14 protein-coding genes are annotated in these 16,723 nt (G+C 72.3%); 8 read left to right on the top strand and 6 right to left on the bottom strand.

From position 1 onward, the window contains the following. Positions 1-57: 57 nt before the first annotated feature. From DIZ27_RS35615 to DIZ27_RS35625, 3 genes are all read right to left on the bottom strand, one after another. Positions 58-1,356 carry a ribonuclease D gene (locus DIZ27_RS35615; RefSeq protein ID WP_109382554.1) on the bottom strand — a complete coding sequence of 433 codons (1,299 nt, stop codon included), beginning with the start codon at positions 1,354-1,356 and terminating at the stop codon, positions 58-60. A gap of 163 nt (positions 1,357-1,519) precedes the next feature. Continuing rightward, on the bottom strand, positions 1,520-2,179 hold the full coding sequence (locus tag DIZ27_RS35620) for a response regulator transcription factor (protein ID WP_109382555.1): 660 nt from the start codon (positions 2,177-2,179) through the stop codon (positions 1,520-1,522). Positions 2,180-2,448: 269 nt separating this feature from the next. After that, the gene (locus DIZ27_RS35625) at positions 2,449-3,126 is read right to left on the bottom strand and encodes a DUF3000 domain-containing protein (RefSeq protein ID WP_109382556.1); all 678 of its coding nucleotides are present in this window, start codon (positions 3,124-3,126) and stop codon (positions 2,449-2,451) included. 159 nt (positions 3,127-3,285) lie between these two features. On the opposite strand from DIZ27_RS35625, the gene hemE reads away from it, so the two are divergent. The 3 genes from hemE (at position 3,286) to DIZ27_RS35640 (ending at position 6,042) form a co-directional block, all read left to right on the top strand. Continuing rightward, positions 3,286-4,353 (top strand): uroporphyrinogen decarboxylase, encoded by a 1,068-nt coding sequence (hemE, locus tag DIZ27_RS35630; protein WP_109382557.1) that lies wholly within the window; start codon positions 3,286-3,288, stop codon positions 4,351-4,353. A 118-nt stretch (positions 4,354-4,471) separates the two neighbouring features. Next, a complete protein-coding gene (locus DIZ27_RS35635) occupies positions 4,472-4,693 on the top strand; it encodes a hypothetical protein (protein WP_109382558.1) in 222 nt (73 codons plus the stop codon). 284 nt (positions 4,694-4,977) lie between these two features. After that, on the top strand, positions 4,978-6,042 hold the full coding sequence (locus DIZ27_RS35640) for a hypothetical protein (RefSeq protein WP_109382559.1): 1,065 nt from the start codon (positions 4,978-4,980) through the stop codon (positions 6,040-6,042). Between the two features lie 189 nt (positions 6,043-6,231). Here DIZ27_RS35640 and DIZ27_RS35655 read toward each other — a convergent pair whose 3' ends face one another. Further along, positions 6,232-8,283, bottom strand: a complete 2,052-nt coding sequence (locus DIZ27_RS35655; RefSeq protein WP_219933688.1) for a molybdopterin-dependent oxidoreductase — start codon at positions 8,281-8,283, stop codon at positions 6,232-6,234. A 34-nt stretch (positions 8,284-8,317) separates the two neighbouring features. Further along, positions 8,318-8,815, bottom strand: a complete 498-nt coding sequence (locus tag DIZ27_RS35660) for an oxidoreductase (protein WP_109382561.1) — start codon at positions 8,813-8,815, stop codon at positions 8,318-8,320. A 290-nt stretch (positions 8,816-9,105) separates the two neighbouring features. On the opposite strand from DIZ27_RS35660, the gene DIZ27_RS35665 reads away from it, so the two are divergent. After that, complete coding sequence (locus tag DIZ27_RS35665; RefSeq protein WP_109382562.1) at positions 9,106-10,908, top strand: thiamine pyrophosphate-requiring protein; 1,803 nt, start codon at positions 9,106-9,108, stop codon at positions 10,906-10,908. Continuing rightward, positions 10,905-11,999 (top strand): SDR family oxidoreductase, encoded by a 1,095-nt coding sequence (locus tag DIZ27_RS35670; protein WP_109382563.1) that lies wholly within the window; start codon positions 10,905-10,907, stop codon positions 11,997-11,999. The genes DIZ27_RS35665 and DIZ27_RS35670 overlap by 4 nt, the downstream gene beginning before the upstream one ends. On the opposite strand, the gene DIZ27_RS35675 is transcribed toward DIZ27_RS35670, so the two are convergent. Continuing rightward, complete coding sequence (locus tag DIZ27_RS35675) at positions 11,971-13,752, bottom strand: glycoside hydrolase family 15 protein (RefSeq protein WP_109382564.1); 1,782 nt, start codon at positions 13,750-13,752, stop codon at positions 11,971-11,973. The genes DIZ27_RS35670 and DIZ27_RS35675 overlap by 29 nt on opposite strands. 135 nt (positions 13,753-13,887) lie before the next feature. Between DIZ27_RS35675 and DIZ27_RS35680 the strand changes: the two genes are divergently transcribed. From DIZ27_RS35680 to DIZ27_RS35690, 3 genes are all read left to right on the top strand, one after another. Beyond that, entirely contained in the window at positions 13,888-14,202 is a 315-nt protein-coding gene (locus tag DIZ27_RS35680; RefSeq protein WP_146229048.1) for a hypothetical protein, read from the top strand. After that, on the top strand, positions 14,202-15,344 hold the full coding sequence (locus DIZ27_RS35685; protein WP_109382566.1) for an enolase C-terminal domain-like protein: 1,143 nt from the start codon (positions 14,202-14,204) through the stop codon (positions 15,342-15,344). The genes DIZ27_RS35680 and DIZ27_RS35685 overlap by 1 nt, the downstream gene beginning before the upstream one ends. A gap of 28 nt (positions 15,345-15,372) precedes the next feature. Beyond that, on the top strand, positions 15,373-16,723 hold a 1,351-nt coding region (locus DIZ27_RS35690; RefSeq protein WP_146229049.1), incomplete at its 3' end, for an FAD-binding oxidoreductase.

Consider the following 16,723-nt stretch of genomic DNA (forward strand, 5'->3'; position numbering starts at 1 on the left):
GCGATCCCGGTCGTCCTCTCCCCGCACCCGCCCCGCGACAGGCGCCGCCGACGGCGCTCAGATCCCTCCCGAACCGCCGGAGACCAGTGCGGCGACCAGCACCGGGGTCACCTGCTCCACCTGCCACGGCCGCGCCCCGTACCCGGCCAGCGCCGCCGCGACGGACTCCCGGTCGGCGGGCTGCGGGGGCTCCCAGCACAGCCTGCGCACCGTGTCCGGGGCGATCAGGTTCTCCTGCGGCATGTTCAGCCGCTCGGCGAGCGCGCTCACCCCCGCGCGGGCCGCGGAGAGCCGGGCGGCGGCCACCGGGTCCTTGTCCGCCCAGGCGCGCGGCGGCGGCGGGCCGGTCACCGGCTGTCCGGGCTGCGGCAACTGCGACTCGGGCAGCGCCCTCGCCCGGTCCACGGCCGCCTGCCACTGCTCCAGCTGGCGCCGCCCCACCCGCGGCCCGAACCCGTTCAGTGCGGCCAGGGCGTGGGTGTTGGGCGGCACGGCGAGCGCGGCCTCGACGATGGCGGCGTCGGAGAGCACCTTGCCGGGGGAGACGTCCCGGCGCTGCGCGATCCGGTCCCGGGCCTGCCACAGCTCCTTGACGACGGCCATCTGCCGGCGCCTGCGCACCTTGTGCATGCCGGAGGTGCGCCGCCAGGGGTCCTTGCGGGGCTCCGGCGGCGGCGCCGAGGCGATCGCCTCGAACTCCTGCAGTGCCCACTCCAGCTTGCCCTGCCGGTCCAGTTCCTTCTCCAGGGCGTGCCGCAGGTCGACCAGGAGCTCGACGTCGAGGGCGGCGTAGCGCAGCCAGGGCTCGGGCAGCGGGCGGGTGGACCAGTCGACGGCGGAGTGGCCCTTCTCCAGGACGAAGCCGAGCACGTTCTCGACCATCGCGCCGAGGCCGACCCGGGGGAAGCCGGCCAGGCGTCCGGCCAGTTCGGTGTCGAAGAGACGGCCGGGCAGCATCCCTATCTCGCGCAGACAGGGCAGGTCCTGGGTGGCGGCGTGCAGCACCCACTCGGCGTCGGACAACGCCTCGCCCAGGCCGGACAGGTCCGGGCAGGCGACGGGGTCGATCAGTGCGGACCCGGCGCCCGCACGGCGCAGCTGGACGAGGTAGGCGCGCTGGCCGTAGCGGTAGCCGGAGGCGCGCTCGGCGTCGACGGCGACCGGACCGGTGCCCGCGGCGAAGGCGGCGGTCACCTCGGCGAGGGCGGCCTCGTCCGTGATCACGGGCGGGATGCCCTCGCGCGGTTCGAGCAAGGGGGTCGGCGCCTCCGTAGCAGATGATCCGTTGTCGTCCGGAGGGGCGCCTCCGGTGGTGCGCAGGGAACTGTCTGCTGCGGTGTCGTGGGCGTCGGTCACCTGTCAAGAGTAGCCATGCCGTGAAGGCGCCTGCCGACGGAACGTTCCGTCGGCAGGCAGCGGGGGGTCGCAAACCAGTCAGGTCGGTGAACGTGCGGCAGAGGGGGAGCAGAACGGAGGGGAACGGCGGGGGGCTGCCGGGGAACGCGGCGGGGCGGCGAGGTCAGTGGATGATGCCCGTGCGCAGGGCCACCGCCACCATCCCCGCGCGGTCGCCCGTACCGAGCTTGCGGGCGATGCGGGCGAGGTGGCTCTTGACGGTCAGCGCGGACAGGCCCATCGAGACGCCGATGGCCTTGTTGGACTGGCCCTCCGCCACCAGCCGCAGCACCTCGACCTCACGGCCGGACAGTTCGCGGTAGCCGCCCGGGTGGCTCGGGGCACCCGGGGGGCGGCGGTGCAGACGGGTACCGGCACCGAGGGGAGCGGCTCCGGGACGGGAGGGGAGCCCGAGGTTGGTGCGGGTGCCGGTGACGACGTAGCCCTTCACTCCGCCCGCGAGGGCGTTGCGCACGGCGCCGATGTCGTCGGCGGCGGACAGGGCGAGGCCGTTGGGCCAGCCCGCCGCTCGGGTCTCGGAGAGGAGGGTGAGGCCGGAACCGTCCGGCAGATGGACGTCGGCGACGCAGATGTCGCGGGGGTTGCCGATGCGGGGACGAGCCTCCGCGATGGACGAGGCCTCGATCACGTCGCGCACGCCGAGCGCCCACAGGTGGCGGGTGACGGTGGAACGGACGCGGGGGTCGGCCACGACCACCATGGCGGTCGGCTTGTTCGGGCGGTAGGCGACCAGGCTTGCGGGCTGCTCGAGGAGAACGGACACCAGGCCTCCTGGGGTGGCGGGACGGGGCCGGCTCGTGGGGGTGAAGCCGGGCTCAACCGTGCTTTCAAGGTCACAGTCGTCTTCGGCACCAAACCCGGTCTCCTTTAGAAAGTGATCACGATCTGGTGAGTAACAATCTGTGCAATTCGGACACGCGGTCGATCATTCGAAGATCGAACGGTTTCGGTCGGCGTCGCAACGCTTCCGAAAGTGGCCGTATCGACAAAGAGATCGACAGGTGTGATGGTCGAGGGCTCCGGAGGGGAAGCTCAGCGCGACTGCGGCCCCCTCCGCTGGGGGAGCGTCACCACCGACGCGTCCCCCGGAGCCGCCGGGGGCAGTCCGGCGACCTGGGCCAGCAGGTCGCACCAGGCGACCAGGTGGGTGGCGGTGTCCGGCACCCCGCCCAGACCCTCCCGCGGCGTCCACGAGGCGCGGATCTCGATCTGCGAGGCGGCGGGGCGCTCGGACAGCCCGCCGAAGTAGTGCGAACTCGCCCGTGTGACCGTGCCGCTCGGCTCGCTGTACGTCAGACCGCGCGCCGAGAACGCGCCGGTCAGCCAGGACCAGCACACCTCCGGCAGCAGCGGATCCGCCGCCATCTCCGGCTCCAGTTCCGCACGGATCAGCGTCACCAGCCGGAAGGCGCCCCGCCAGGCGTCGTGCCCGGCCGGGTCGTGCAGCAGCACCAGCCGGCCGTCCGCCAGTTCCTGCTCACCCTCCACGACCGCCGCCTCCAGCGCGTGCGCGTAGGGGGCGAGCCGGGTGGGCGCGGGCGTGGTCTCCACCTCGATCTGCGGTCGCAGCCGCGCGTCCCGCATCGCGTCGACGGCCGTCCGAAAGGGCAACGGGGGTGCCGCGCCCCCCTGCCCGAGGTCCTCCCCGGTGTTCTTCGCCTCGTCCATACCGCCCTTGCCGTCCGACAATCGTCCTTGAGCCGCAGCCATGCGGGGAAGATTAAGGGGAACGCGGCCCCGGCGCGGGGAAGGACACCCACGGCGCAGCACGCTGTCCGGATCGTGTCGTCCCGGGCGCGGCGCACGGGCGCCGTGCGCCGGACGGCCTGCGGTGCGGGGTCGCCGGCGGACCATGCGAGACTGGCCGGTGTGAGTGCCAATGTCAGCCCCCGGGGCAAGCAGCCGACCCAGACGTACGACAGTGCCTTCCTCAAGGCGTGCCGGCGTGAGCCGGTTCCGCACACTCCGGTGTGGTTCATGCGGCAGGCGGGCCGCTCACTGCCGGAGTACCGCAAGGTGCGCGAGGGCATCGCGATGCTCGACTCCTGCATGCGCCCCGACCTCGTCGCCGAGATCACGCTCCAGCCGGTCCGCCGGCACAACGTCGACGCGGCGATCTACTTCAGTGACATCGTCGTCCCCCTCAAGGCCATCGGTATCGACCTCGACATCAAGCCCGGCATCGGCCCCGTCGTCGAGGAGCCCTTCCGCACCCGCGCCGACCTGGCCCGGCTGCGCGACCTCACCCCGGAGGACGTCTCCTACGTCACCGAGGCGTACGGCCTGCTGACCGCCGAGCTGGGCTCCACCCCGCTGATCGGCTTCGCGGGCGCCCCGTTCACCCTCGCCAGCTACCTCGTCGAGGGCGGCCCGTCCCGCACCTACGAGAACGCCAAGGCGATGATGTACGGCGACCCGGAACTCTGGGCCGACCTCCTCGACCGCCTCGCGGACATCACGGCCGCCTTCCTCACCGTGCAGATCGAGGCCGGCGCCTCCGCGGTCCAGCTCTTCGACTCCTGGGCCGGCGCGCTCGCCCCCGCCGACTACCGGCGCTCGGTGATGTCCGCCTCGGCCAAGGTCCTCGACGCGGTGTCCGGTTACGGCGTCCCCCGCATCCACTTCGGTGTCGGCACCGGCGAACTCCTCGGCCTGATGGGCGAGGCCGGCGCGGACGTCGTGGGCGTCGACTGGCGCGTCCCCATGGACGAGGCCGCCCGCCGCATCGGCCCCGGCAAGGCGCTCCAGGGCAACCTCGACCCGACCGTGCTGTTCGCCGGCACCGAGGCCGTCGAGGCGAAGACCCGCGAGGTCCTGGCCCAGGCGGAGGGCCTCGAGGGCCACATCTTCAACCTCGGCCACGGCGTCATGCCGAACACCGATCCGGACGCCCTGACCCGCCTGGTGGACCACGTCCACACCCTCACCACCCGCTGACCGGCCCCGCCCGGAGTCCGTCCACACCCACAGGGGCACCGAACGCCTGCTTCTCCGCTTCCTGGAACTCCCGAGGAGGTCGGCGGAGCAGGCCCGGTGGAGGCGTTCGCGGTCGGCGGTGCCCCTCCTGCTCTCCGGGGTGCTCGACAGGGGAGCGAGCGTCCTCTGTCTCGTCGCCGTCCGGGACGGCGGCCTCGCCGTCGTCGGACCGCTCGCGTCGCTCTACTCCATCAGAACGGTGCTGCCGGCCCGCTTCGTGCTCAAGGAACGCATCCGCGGCGTCCAACACGTCGGGGTGGTCCCGGCGGTGGGCAGCGTGCTGCTGTTCGCCCGGGGCTGACCCGTGGACGGCTCCTCCGGTACGGCAGCCCGCTCCGCGGGCGCCGGGGCATCCGAGTCAGCCTGACCACCATGCGCAGCCACGGCGGCCGTAGTTCTTGGCCATGGCTTCTCCGTGCAGTGACATCCGGATCGGGAAGCCCGCCGTGAGCAGCGACCGTACGGCCGTGGTCGGCTGGCGCGGAGCACCGGAGCGCGGTTGCATGGGTCGGCGGGCTGTCGTGAGCGTGAGGCGCGTGACGTGCGGATCCGGTGGCCGCCCGGACGGTGCGGAGGGAGAGGTCGTTGGACTTCGGTCAGGCGGTGGCCCTCACCGTGGCGGTCGCCGCACCGGCGACGGGCTGCGCAGCGGCCGACGCCGTGCCGGACTCGACGCCGCAGGTGGCCGTTCTGCGGCTGGACACGCCGGTGCGGGAGCCGGTCTGGTCGAAGGAGGCCCACGCGGTCGTCGCACTGGCCGAGGACGCGTCCCGGATCGCCCGGATCACCCCGAAGGTGATGTCCGGCCGGCTGACGGCGCACACCGTGCTCTCCGGTCCTCTCCCCGGTCTGGGCGAGAATCTGGCGCCCAGCGCCACGGGCGGGGAGGTGGTGTACGCGCCACGCCCCGACGCGGACCAGGTCGCCGTCGTCGACGTCAGGACGCTGCGGGCGAAGACGTTCCTGCGAGCGGGCAGGGCGCCGTCCTTCGTCGCCGTCGACTCCGGCGCGGACGTGGTGCTGGCGCTGTCCGCGGACGGCTCCACCGTCACCGGGGTGGGTGTCCAGCCGGCCCCCGGCGAGGAACCCGCCGTCGTGACGCAAACCGACGTCCGGCTCGGTCCGGCGGGCGAGGTCGACGGCGCCGCGCGTGGGCGCCTCATCGAGTTCCACACGGTCGGACCGGACCGGGTGAGCCATTACAAGGGGGGCGCGGGCGAGGTGGAGAAGACCGCCGACATCGCCTTCCGGGCGGAGACGGCCACCGGCGACCTGATCAAGGTCAGTCGGCTCTATGCCGCCGAGAAGGGGACGGACCGGCTGGTCGCGATCGACACGGCACCCGGCGGGGAGAGGCTCCTGATGGTGGCCCAGTCCCGTCTCGGGGCCCCGGTGCTGCGCCTGGCGGTCGATGAGGACCGGCTCTACGCCGCTACCGAAGACCGGCTGGTGGTGCTGGAGACGAACAGTTACGAAGGTTTCCCGGAGGGGAGGTTCACCGTCGTGAAGAGCGTCGACTTCCGGGCCCCGGTGAAGGACACCGAGGTGAGGAAGGCGCCGCTGTCGGGCATGACGGTGGGCCCGGAACGGGTCTATCTGACCATGCGGGGCGTTCCGTACGCCCTCAGCGTCGCCAAACCGAGTCTGTAGGTGCCACACCCATGGGATTGCGTACGTGGAGCGCGCGCCGCAGGCGGTCGGCCGGCGGCGGCGAACCGGAGTCCGCAGCCGTACCCGGTGCGGCCGCGGACATGGACCTGCTGTTCACCCAGGTACGGCACCTGCGTGAGCTGGCCGGGGACCCCGAGAAGGCCGAGGACGCCGACCGCGTCTACGACTTCAGCATCCGGTGGGGAGCGTTTCTGAGCGGGCGGCTGCCGAGGCTGGTGCAGTACGACCGTCAAGGCGCGCTCGGCCCGGCCGAGCGGAACCGGTTCGCGGACCTGTGTGCCGAACTGCGGGACGTCGCGCCGCTGGCCGAGCGGCTCGGCCTGGCGGCGCCGCGCCTGCACGGCGAGCGGCGACGTTGAGCGGCACCGGGCCGCGGGGGCGCCGCGGGCTCAGGGTTCCAGGACGTCCGCCCGGTGCACGATGATGCCGGTGCGGGGCCGGGGGCAGCCACGGCGGCGGCAGGTCACCGCGATCATGTAGGCGTCCTCGTCCTCGTCGAGGAAGAGGAACCCCAGGTGGAGCGCGTCGCCGACGGTCCAACGCCGGCGGTTTCCGCAGTGCGGGCAGGCCGCGCCGCGGCGCCGCAGCACGCGGTGGACCCGCTTGCGCTGTTCCTCGTCGAGCGGTGTGATCTCCGGACGGGCCGCCGCGCGCACCGGGGCATCGGCTGCGTGGCGCGAACCGCCCGGACGGTCGGCGGTGGCCGACTCGGTGCGCGCCGGACCGGGCATCAGACCTCCACGTCCTTGTCGTAGAAGACGTTGTCCTCGCGCCAGCCGCCCATGCCTTCGCCGATCGCCGAATAGCCGGAGACCACTTCGATCCGGTCGATCCACTTGCCATCTTGAATCCCACCTGGGTCTCCAGCCGCAGCCGCAGCGGCGCGCCGTGCTTGATGGGAAGCGGTCCGCCGTTCATGTCGTAGGCGAGGATGCACTGCGGGTGTTTCGCCAGGCTGAGATCGATGACCTCGTAGAACTGGCCCGCGCCCTCGGCGCCGGGTTCGTCGCGCCCGACGTCCTGCATCGTCAGGAAGCACAGGAAACGCGCCTCGGGCAGGGGGGGCACCAGGTCGAGCACCGTCTGCAGCGGTACTCCGCCCCATCGGGCGATGCTGGACCAGCCCTGGACGCAGTTGTGCAGGACCTGTTGGGTCTGCGGCCGGCCCAGCGCGCGCAGGTCCTCCAGGGAGAAGACCATGGGGCGTTCCACCAGTCCGCCGACCTCGAGCCGCCAGTCCACGAAACCGTGCACCGCCATCGTCTTGTACTGGAGGGAACACGGCGGTTTCCCGTTGACCCGGTGCTCGACGGACACCTCGCGGCCCGGGTAGGCCTGGGTCGACTTCAGTGGTCGCAGCAGTGCCCGGCGGACCGGTGTGATCACGGCCCCGAGAGCGCGTTGCACGGTGCGCGGCCGTTTCAGGCTGACCACCGTGGCCGCGACGTGCACTGCGACGATGCCGGCCAGGACGGCCAGGGACGCTCCGACGGCCCAGTCCAGGTCCTGTACATGACCGAAGATCATCAGTGCGTGCAGTTCCGACCAGCCCCACAGGCCGATCATCGTCAGGTGGGCGGCGATGAACCCCAGGAAGGCCAGCAACCCCAGGAAGTGCAGGCTGCGAGCCGCCTGCCGTCCGCCCCACAGCCGTACGTACCAGGGGAACCGGGCCTCGACCGCCGGGGACTGCGCGGCGCCGGTGAGGATCTGGAAGGGGGCCAGCAAGAAGATCACGGCCCCGTACGCGATTTTCTGCAGGGCGTCCAGGGGCTCGCCCGGCAGCAGCGGCGGCAGGTTGAAGCTGAGGTAGGTCTGCAGGTCGTCCCAGGCGGTGGAGAAAAGTGACCAGTCCTGAGGGACGTAGCGGCGCCACTGGCCGGTCGTGAACAGCAGGACGTAGTAGGCGGCGCCGGTCAGGACCCAGCCGATCACGCTGATGAAGTGCCAGTGCCTGCCCATCCCCAGCTTCCTGTGGCCCGGCAGGGACACGAGGGAGGAGTAGTGCTCCTCCTCGTCCAGGGTGTCGTACAGGCGGTCCTTCGGCATGGTCTTGCGGGTGAAGCGCGCCCACTCGGTGCCCGGCCGGCTGTCGTTGCGCCAGTAGAGCTTGGGGTGAGTGGCGATGATCTCGATGCCGCTGCGGATGAGCAGCGTGAGGAACAGGACGTTCAGCCAGTGCTCGACCCGCAGCCACACGGGGTAATCCAAATGCTGCACGAGAACTCCCACGTCCGGGCTGTCGGCTTCCGGCTCAGTCGCGCCAGTGACGGCGGTCGGGCGCGGCGACGTTCAGTCCGGTGAGGACCGAGAAGTGAAGACCCACGAAGAGACCCGCCAGAGCCATCGTGAGGGTGCCCGGGATGTAGTCCCACCGTCCCCTCAGCTCCCCGAGACCCGGAAGCCCCGCAGTGCGGCCGACGAGGTACATCGCGACGGAAGCCGACGTCACCAGGCTGCCCAGGGCCCAGGCGAAGCGGCCGCGGTGGCGCGGCCCGCCCGCGCGAGCGGCCCAGCCCTGCGCGACACCGGCCGCGGCGAGCACCGAACCGGCGGCGAGCAGCGCCAGGTACGCGGTGAAGTAGCCCGGCACCTCACGGTGGGTGAACAGCGTCCACAACTGGACAGCGGCGAAGCCGAGCAGCAGCCCCAGCGCCGACAGTGTGGTGAGAACCGGCAGGTTGAAGGCGAGGTACCGGTAGAAGGACACCGCCTTCCCCACCCCGGTCCACCGCAGCACCGCGGCCGTCACCGTCCACCACCGACGCCCGGGCGCTGGCTCTCCCGGCATCCGACCGGTGGCGATCCGTGAGTGACCAGCATGAGACCCAACGTAGGCGTAACCCCGGCTGAGGGCACTCCGGCCGTTCCTGGTCGGTGCGCAGGAGCGAGTCCCGGACCCGTTCCGGCTCACCGCGGAGGTCTCCCCCGCCCTACGCGCACGTCTGCCGGGGGCGGCCGAACGAGTGAGTGCCGTCCGGTTCACAGGCTTTCGGGGAAGGCACTCCAAAAGTGTCTTTCATCCCTCCCCAGGAGAGTCCCATGACTCAAGTCGCCGACTACGTGCTCCAGCGCTTGTCCGAATGGGGCGTGAAGCGGGTGTACGGCTATCCGGGCGACGGCATCAACGGTCTGCTCGGCGCGTTCGACCGGGCCGACGGCGATCCGGAGTTCATCCAGACGCGGCACGAGGAGATGGCCGCGTTCATGGCCTGCGCGCACGCGAAGTTCACCGGTGAGGTCGGCTGCTGCACGGCGACCTCCGGTCCGGGCGCGGTGCACCTGCTCAACGGTCTGTACGACGCCAAGCTCGACCACCAGCCGGTGGTGGCGGTGGTCGGCCAGCAGAAGCGGCTGTCGCTGGGCACCCACTACCAGCAGGAGATCGCGCTCGACCGGCTGTTCGCGGACGTGTCGGAGTTCTGCCAGATGGTCGTGCACCCGGGCCAGGCCCGGCACGTCATCGACCGCGCCTTCAAGACGGCGCTGACCACCCGGGGCGTCGCCACGATCATCATCCCCAACGACGTGCAGGAGGAGGACGCCATGCCCTCCCCGCCGAAGACGCACGGTGCGGTCTTCTCCAGCGTCGGCTGGAGCCGGCCCCGGGTCCTCCCCGACCTTGGGGAGCTGCGCAAGGCCGCCGACATCCTCAACGCCGGCAAGAAGGTCGCCATGCTGGTCGGCCAGGGCGCCGCGGAGGCGGAGAGCGAGGTCGTGGAAGTCGCGGAGCTGCTGGGGGCCGGCGTGGCCAAGGCCCTGCTGGGGCGTGAGGTGCTGCCGGACGACCTGCCGTTCGTGACCGGCCCCATCGGGCTGCTGGGCAGCAAGGCCAGCGACAACATGATCCAGGGCTGCGACACCCTGTTCATGATCGGCAGCAGCTTCCCGTACGCGGAGTGGCTGCCGGACGAGGGCCAGGCCCGGGGTGTGGAGATCGACATCGACGGCCGGATGATCGGCATCCGCTATCCCATGGACGCCCACCTGGTGGGTGACTCCAAGGAGACCCTGCGCGCCCTGATCCCCATGCTCCAGCGCAAGGAGGACCGCTCCTGGCGGGAGGAGATCGAGAGGGACGTCGTCGAATGGAACGACCTGTGCGAGCGGTGGGCCGACCAGCACTTCGGAGACACCATCAACCCCCAGGCCGTCGCCGCCGAACTCTCGCCGCGGCTGCCGGACGGCGCCATCCTGACCGCCGACTCCGGCTCGGGCACCAACTGGTGGGCACGCCACCTCAAGCTCCGCGACGGCATGCGGGCCTCGCTGTCCGGCACCCTGGCGACCATGGGCCCGGGGACGCCGTACGCGATCGCGGCGCGCTTCGCGTACCCGGACCGGCCGGTGATCGCCTTCATCGGGGACGGCGCGTTCCAGATGAACGGCATGAACGAGATGATCACCGTCAAGCGGTACCTGGACCGCCTGTCCGGACCGGCCCCGCTGATCTTCTGCGTGTTCAACAACCAGGACCTCAACCAGGTCACCTGGGAGCAGCGCGCCATGGCCGGCGACCCGAAGTACCCGGGCTCCCAGACCATCCCCGACGTCCCCTACGCCGCCTACGCCGAACTCCTCGGCCTCAAGGGCATCGTCTGCACCCGCCCCAAGAAGGTCGGTGCCGCCTGGGACGAGGCGCTCGCCGCCGACCGGCCCGTGGTCCTGGAGTTCAAGGTCGACGCGGAGATCGCTCCGATCCCGCCGCACATCATGAAGACACAGGCCAAGAAGGCCGCCAAGGCGGCGCTGCACGACCCGGAACTCACCGGCATCGCCACCAAGGGCGTACGCCAGAAGCTCACCGAGTACGCCGAGCACCTCCCCGGCCGGGGGAAGAAGTGAGCGCCGCGCGGCGCTCCCCGCGCGGCGGACGGCACCGCCGGACGGGCGGGGGCGTCGTGGTCGTCACCGGGGCGAGCGGCGGGGTCGGCCGGGCCACCGCCCGGGCCTTCGGCGCGCGCGGAAGCTCCGTGGCCCTGCTCGCGCGGGGCGAGCACGCCCTGGAACGGGCGGCCGACGAGGTGCGGCAGGCGGGTGGACGCGCGCTGCCCCTGGTCGTGGACGTCGCCGACCCTCAGGCCGTGGACGCCGCCGCGACCCGGGTGGAGGAGGAACTCGGGCCGATCGACGTCTGGGTGAACGCCGCCTTCACGACGGTCTTCGCCCCCGTCCAGGAGGTCAGGCCGGAGGAGCTGAAGCGGGCCACGGAGGTGACCTACTTCGGCTTCGTGCACGGCACCCAGGCCGCTCTGCGGCGCATGACGCCGCGCGATCGCGGCACCATCGTCCAGGTCGGTTCGGCCCTGGCCCAGCGCAGCGTCCCGCTCCAGGCGGTGTACTGCGGGGCCAAGCACGCCATCCAGGGGTTCACCGCGTCGCTGCGCTGCGAACTGCTGCACGACCGCAGCGGGGTGCGGGTGACCATGGTCCAGATGCCCGGGCTCAACACGCCCCAGTTCAGCTGGGTCCTCACCCGGCTGCCCCGGCATCCGCGCCCCGTGGCGCCCGTCTACCAGCCCGAGGTCGCCGCCGAGGCGATCCTGTACGCCGCGGACCATCCGGAGCGGCGCGAGTACTGGGTCGGCGGGTCCACCGTCGCCACCCTGCTCGGGCAGAAGCTCGCCCCCGGGCTGCTGGACCGCTACCTGGCCAGGACCGGTTACGACGGGCAGCAGACGGACCGGCCCGTCGACCCGTCGCGGCCGGTCAACCTCTGGAAGCCGCCGGACGACACCGCTCCGGCCGACTACGGCGCGCACGGCGTCTTCGACGACGAGGCCCACCCGCGCAGCCTCCAGTTCTGGCTCTCCCGCCACCGCCGGCCGCTCGCGCTGGCCGCCGCCGCGGCCGGTGCCGCCGCGGCGGTGGTCGGCGGTGTGGGCGGGCGCGTTCAGGCGGGCGCGCTCAGAACGGCAGCGTCGAGGCGTCGTTGAGGCGGACCGCGCACTCCAGCAGGAGCGCGTGGACGAAGGCCTGGGGCAGGTTGCCGCGCAGCTGACGCTGCCGTACGTCGTACTCCTCCGCGAACAGCCCGGGCGGCCCGCAGGCCGCCCGGGTGCGTTCGAACCAGCGGAACGCACCCGTGCGGTCGCCCAGATGGTGCGTGGCCAGAGCCATGGTGAACCCGCACAGCAGGAAGGCGCCCTCCTCCCGGCCCAGAGGACCGCCGGGGTGGTCGAAGCGGTACACGTATCCGTCCTCGGCCAGTCGGTCCTCGATGTGGGCGCGGGTGACGGCGCTGGTGGGGTCGTCGGCGGAGGGGCAGCCGCGGGCCAGTGGCACCAGCAGGGCGGCCTCGGCTCCGTCGTCGTCGGCGGCCCGGCGCCAGCGGCCGTCGGCGCGCAGACAGCGACGGAGTGTCTCGGCCATGATCACGTCGGCGGTCTCGGTGCAACGCCGCGCCGTCGCGCCGGGCAGCACGTCCGCGATGTGCCGCAGTCCGGAGACGACGCTCAGCCGGGAGTGGGTCCACCACCGGTCCTCCAGCTCCCACAGGCCTGCGTCGGGCCGCCGCCAGTTGCGTTCCACCGCGTCCACCGTCACGCTCACCGCGCGTTCCGCCTCCGCGGTGAGCCGGTCGTGCCGGGCGGCCGCGGCGAAGAGCTGCAGCGCCTCGCCGAACGTGTCGAGCTGGAACTGGGTGGCCGCCCGGTTGCCGATCCGGTCGCCACCGCCCGGATAGCCCGGCAGCCGCAGCGCGTGCTCCTCGGGCACCGGCCCACCGTCGACGGTGTAGGCGGGCCGGACCCGTTCGCCGTCCTCGAGCACGCGTTCGGCGATGAAGCGCACGGCGCCGTCCATCAGTTCGTGCGGTCCGTGCGCGGCGACCGCGACGCCCGCGTAACACTGGTCGCGCAGCCAGGCGAAGCGGTAGTCGTAGCTGCGTCCGGTGTTGGCCCGTTCCGGCAGCGACGTGGTGGCGGCGGCGACCATGCCGCCCGCCGAGCTGGTCAGACCTCGCAGCACCGCGTACGCGTGCCGGGCGTCGCGCGGTGCGGCGAGCGTCGAGCAGTCCGGCACGGCACGCCGCCACTCCCGCTCCGTCGCCCGCCACAGTTCCCCCGGCTCGAGGCGCCCCCCGGTGGGGCCCGAGGCGAGCTCCAGCACCAGGTCGTGCTCCTCGCCCCGCCGCAACCGGAACTCGCCGCGCAGCCCGGACTGCCCGTCCCACTCCGCCTCGGGGGCCCCCAGCAGCCACAGCCGCAGTCCGTCGCCTTGAGCCGTCCACACGCCGCCCTCCAGTCGGGCGTTCGTCATACGGTGGGCGCCGAAACCGGGACGCGGATCGAGGCTCAGCCGCAGTCGCGTCTCACCCCGCTCCACCCGCATCCGGCGCAGCAGCACCAGCCGGTCCGGCGTGGCGGGCAGGGCCAGAGCGTCACGGCACTCGATCACGGAGTCCGCGGTCACCCAGCGGCTCACCCGGATGAGGGTCCCCTCCTCGTAGTAACCGCCCCACACGTGCCACCGGTCGGCGGGTTCCACCGCGAAGTGCCCGGCGCCCGCGATCAGCGCGCTGAAGACCGCGTCGCTGTCCCACCGCGGCGCGCACAGCCAGACCACCCGGCCCTCGGGATCGACCAGCGCCCCGCGCTCACCGTCGGCCAGCACGGCGTAGTCCCGGATGGCCCAGGGCGGGACGGCGGGGTGCCCTGTCGCGGCGGGCACCGGGGCTCGGAAGCTCATGACACTGGCCCTAACCGGACCGAACCGGCTGGAAACGTGACGCCGCCGACCGGCGGCTCTTCGGCCCGGACCGACCACTCACCGTGCGGTCCGCACGAGTGGCAGAACCGGGGGCACCGTTTACGCGGCCCGCCCATGGGTCACCTACTGATGACGGCAGAGGTGCGTCCGGAGGAGAACGCGATGACGCTGGTGGCCGACTTCGTCCCGCGGCGCCCACAGGAGCGGGGCGCGAAGCGGGTGTACGGCTGTTCGGGTGAGGGCGTCAACGGCCTGCCCGGCCACCGCGGCGCGCCGAAGAGGACCGGTGCGGCCCGGGGCGGGGAGCCGGCCTTCGACCGGCCCGTGGTGCTGGAGTCCGAGGCGGGCCCGGAGCGCTTCGACAGCGCCGCCGAGTGCGTACGCCAGGAGCTCACCGAGTACGCAGGGCACCTCCCGGGGCGCCACTGATGCGGGACGACACGACGTCGTTGGAGGGGTGCACGGTCGACGCGGTCGACGTCCACGCCTTCGAGGTCCCCACCGACGGTCCCGAGGGCAGGGAGCAGGACGGCACCCTGGAGTGGGACTCCACGACCCTGGTCCTGGTCCGGGTGCACGCCGGCGGCAGGACCGGGCTGGGTTACACCTACGGGGACGCCTCGGTCGCCTCGTTCGTGCACTCGAAACTGACTCCGGTGATCAAGGGTGAGCCCGCCTCCTCGCCTGCGGCGCTGTGGCAGCGGATGGGCGCGCGGATCCGCAACGCCGGGCGTCCCGGCGTCGGGAGCATGGCGGTCTCCGCCGTGGACGTGGCGCTGTGGGACCTCAAGGCCAGGCTGCTGGACCTTCCGCTGGTGCACCTCCTCCCGGCCTGCCACGACCAGGTGCCGGTCTACGGGAGCGGTGGCTTCACCAACTACCCCCTGGACCGCCTCACCGACCAGCTCGCCGGCTGGGTGGGCCAGGGCATCCCGCGGGTGAAGCTGAAGACCTCACGGCAACCGGAACGCGACGCCGACCGCCTGACCGCCGTGCGCAAGGCGATCGGTGACGAACCGGAACTGTTCACCGACGCCAACGGCGCGCTCGCACGCAAGGAGGCCCTGTACTGGGCGCGGCGGTTCCACGACGAGTGGGACGTGCGCTGGTTCGAGGAGCCCGTCACCTCCGCCGATCTCGAAGGGCTGCGGATGCTGCGCGACCGGGGGCCGGAACGGCTGGAGATCGCGGCGGGAGAGTACGCCTTCACCGCCCAGGACTTCGTCAACCTCACCGACGGGCCCGCCGTCGACTGCCTGCAGGCGGACATCACCCGGTGCGGGGGCGTCACCGGCGTGCTGGAGGTCGCCGGCCTGTCGGCCGCCCGGCACCTCGACCTGTCCGCGCACTGCGCCCCCGCGCTGTCCGCGCACGCCTTCTGTGCCGTGCGTCGGCTGCGGCACCTGGAGTACTTCCATGATCACGTGCGCGTCGAGCACCTGTTGTTCGACGGCACCCTGTCGCCCGTCGGCGGCGCACTGCGGCCCGACACCGACCGCCCCGGAATCGGCCTGGACGTCAAGTGGGCCGACGCGGAGCCCTACCGCGTTCACGGGACGCGACCGTCCTGACCAGGACGGCAGAGGAGAGTGGACACCCATGGCCAGAGCGACACGCGGCACGGAGCGGGACGTACCCGCCAAGACCGACCCGGGGATCGCGGGACCGCCGCGCGCCCGGCAGACCATCGACGTCGGGAAGCTGGAGCGGGCGCTGCACAAGGCGGTCGAGGGCGAGGTCCGCTTCGACACCGGCACGCTCGGCCTGTACGCCCAGGACGCGTCCAACTTCCGGCAGGTGCCGGTGGGGGTCGTCGTACCGCGCACCCCGGACGACGTCGTGGCGGTGCACAGGATCTGCCACCGCTTCGGCGCCCCCGTCCTCAACCGCGGCGGCGGCACCAGTCTGTCCGGCGAGACGGTCAACGAGGCCGTCGTCATCGACCACTCGAAATACCTCACCGCCATCGGCGAGATCGACCCCGAGCGTCGCCTCGTCACCTGCGAACCGGGCGTCATCAACGAGGAACTCAACCGCCACACCGGCGAACACGGCCTGATCTTCGGACCCGACCCCTCCACCCACTCCCGGTGCGTCATCGGCGGCAACATCGGCAACAACTCCTGCGGCATCCACTCGGTGCAGTCGCAGCTGTACGGCCCCGGCCCGCGCACCAGCGACAACGTCGAGGCCCTGGAGATCGTCACCTACGACGGCGCACGGTTCTGGGTCGGCGTCGACGAGGAGGAGCGGGTCGACGAGATCATCGCCGCGGGCGGCCGCAAGGGCGAGATCTACGCCGCGCTGCGCGACCTGCGGGACAAGTACGCCGACGCGATCCGGGCCGGGTTCCCCTCGGAGAAGCAGGTGCCGCGCCGGGTCTCCGGCTACAACCTCGACGAGCTCCTGCCGGAACGCGGCTTCAACGTCGCCCGCGCCCTGGTCGGCACCGAGAGCACCTGCGCCACGGTGCTGCGGGCCGTCCTCAAGCTCACCCCCGCCCTGCTGCAGCGCACCACCGTGGTGGTGGAGTACGACGACCTCGCCGACGCGGCCGAGCACTGCGAGGAGATCGTCGAGCGGTGGCGGCCGATCGGTCTGGAGGCCCTGGACGACGAGCTCATCCGGGAACAGCAGGAACAGAACATGAACGTCGAGGACATCAAGGAGCTCCCGCGCCGAGGAGGCGGGGCCTGGCTCGTCGTCCAGTTCGGCGCGGACACCACCGAGGAGTCCGTCGACCGGGCCCACCGGTTCATCGAGTGGCTCACGGGCGACAAGGGGTACGCCCGCGACCGCATCCGCGTCGCCAAGAGCAAACAGGAGGGCGGCACCAGCGAGCACCTGTGGGCGATCCGGGAGGGCGGTCTCGGCTCGACCGCGTTCCCACCCGACGGCAAGGACCACTGGCCCGGCTGGGAGGACTCCGCCGTCCCGSMTCGCCCACAGG

The organism is Streptomyces sp. NWU339, from assembly GCF_003143855.1.
In the GTDB taxonomy this organism is placed as follows: Bacteria; Actinomycetota; Actinomycetes; order Streptomycetales; family Streptomycetaceae; genus Streptomyces.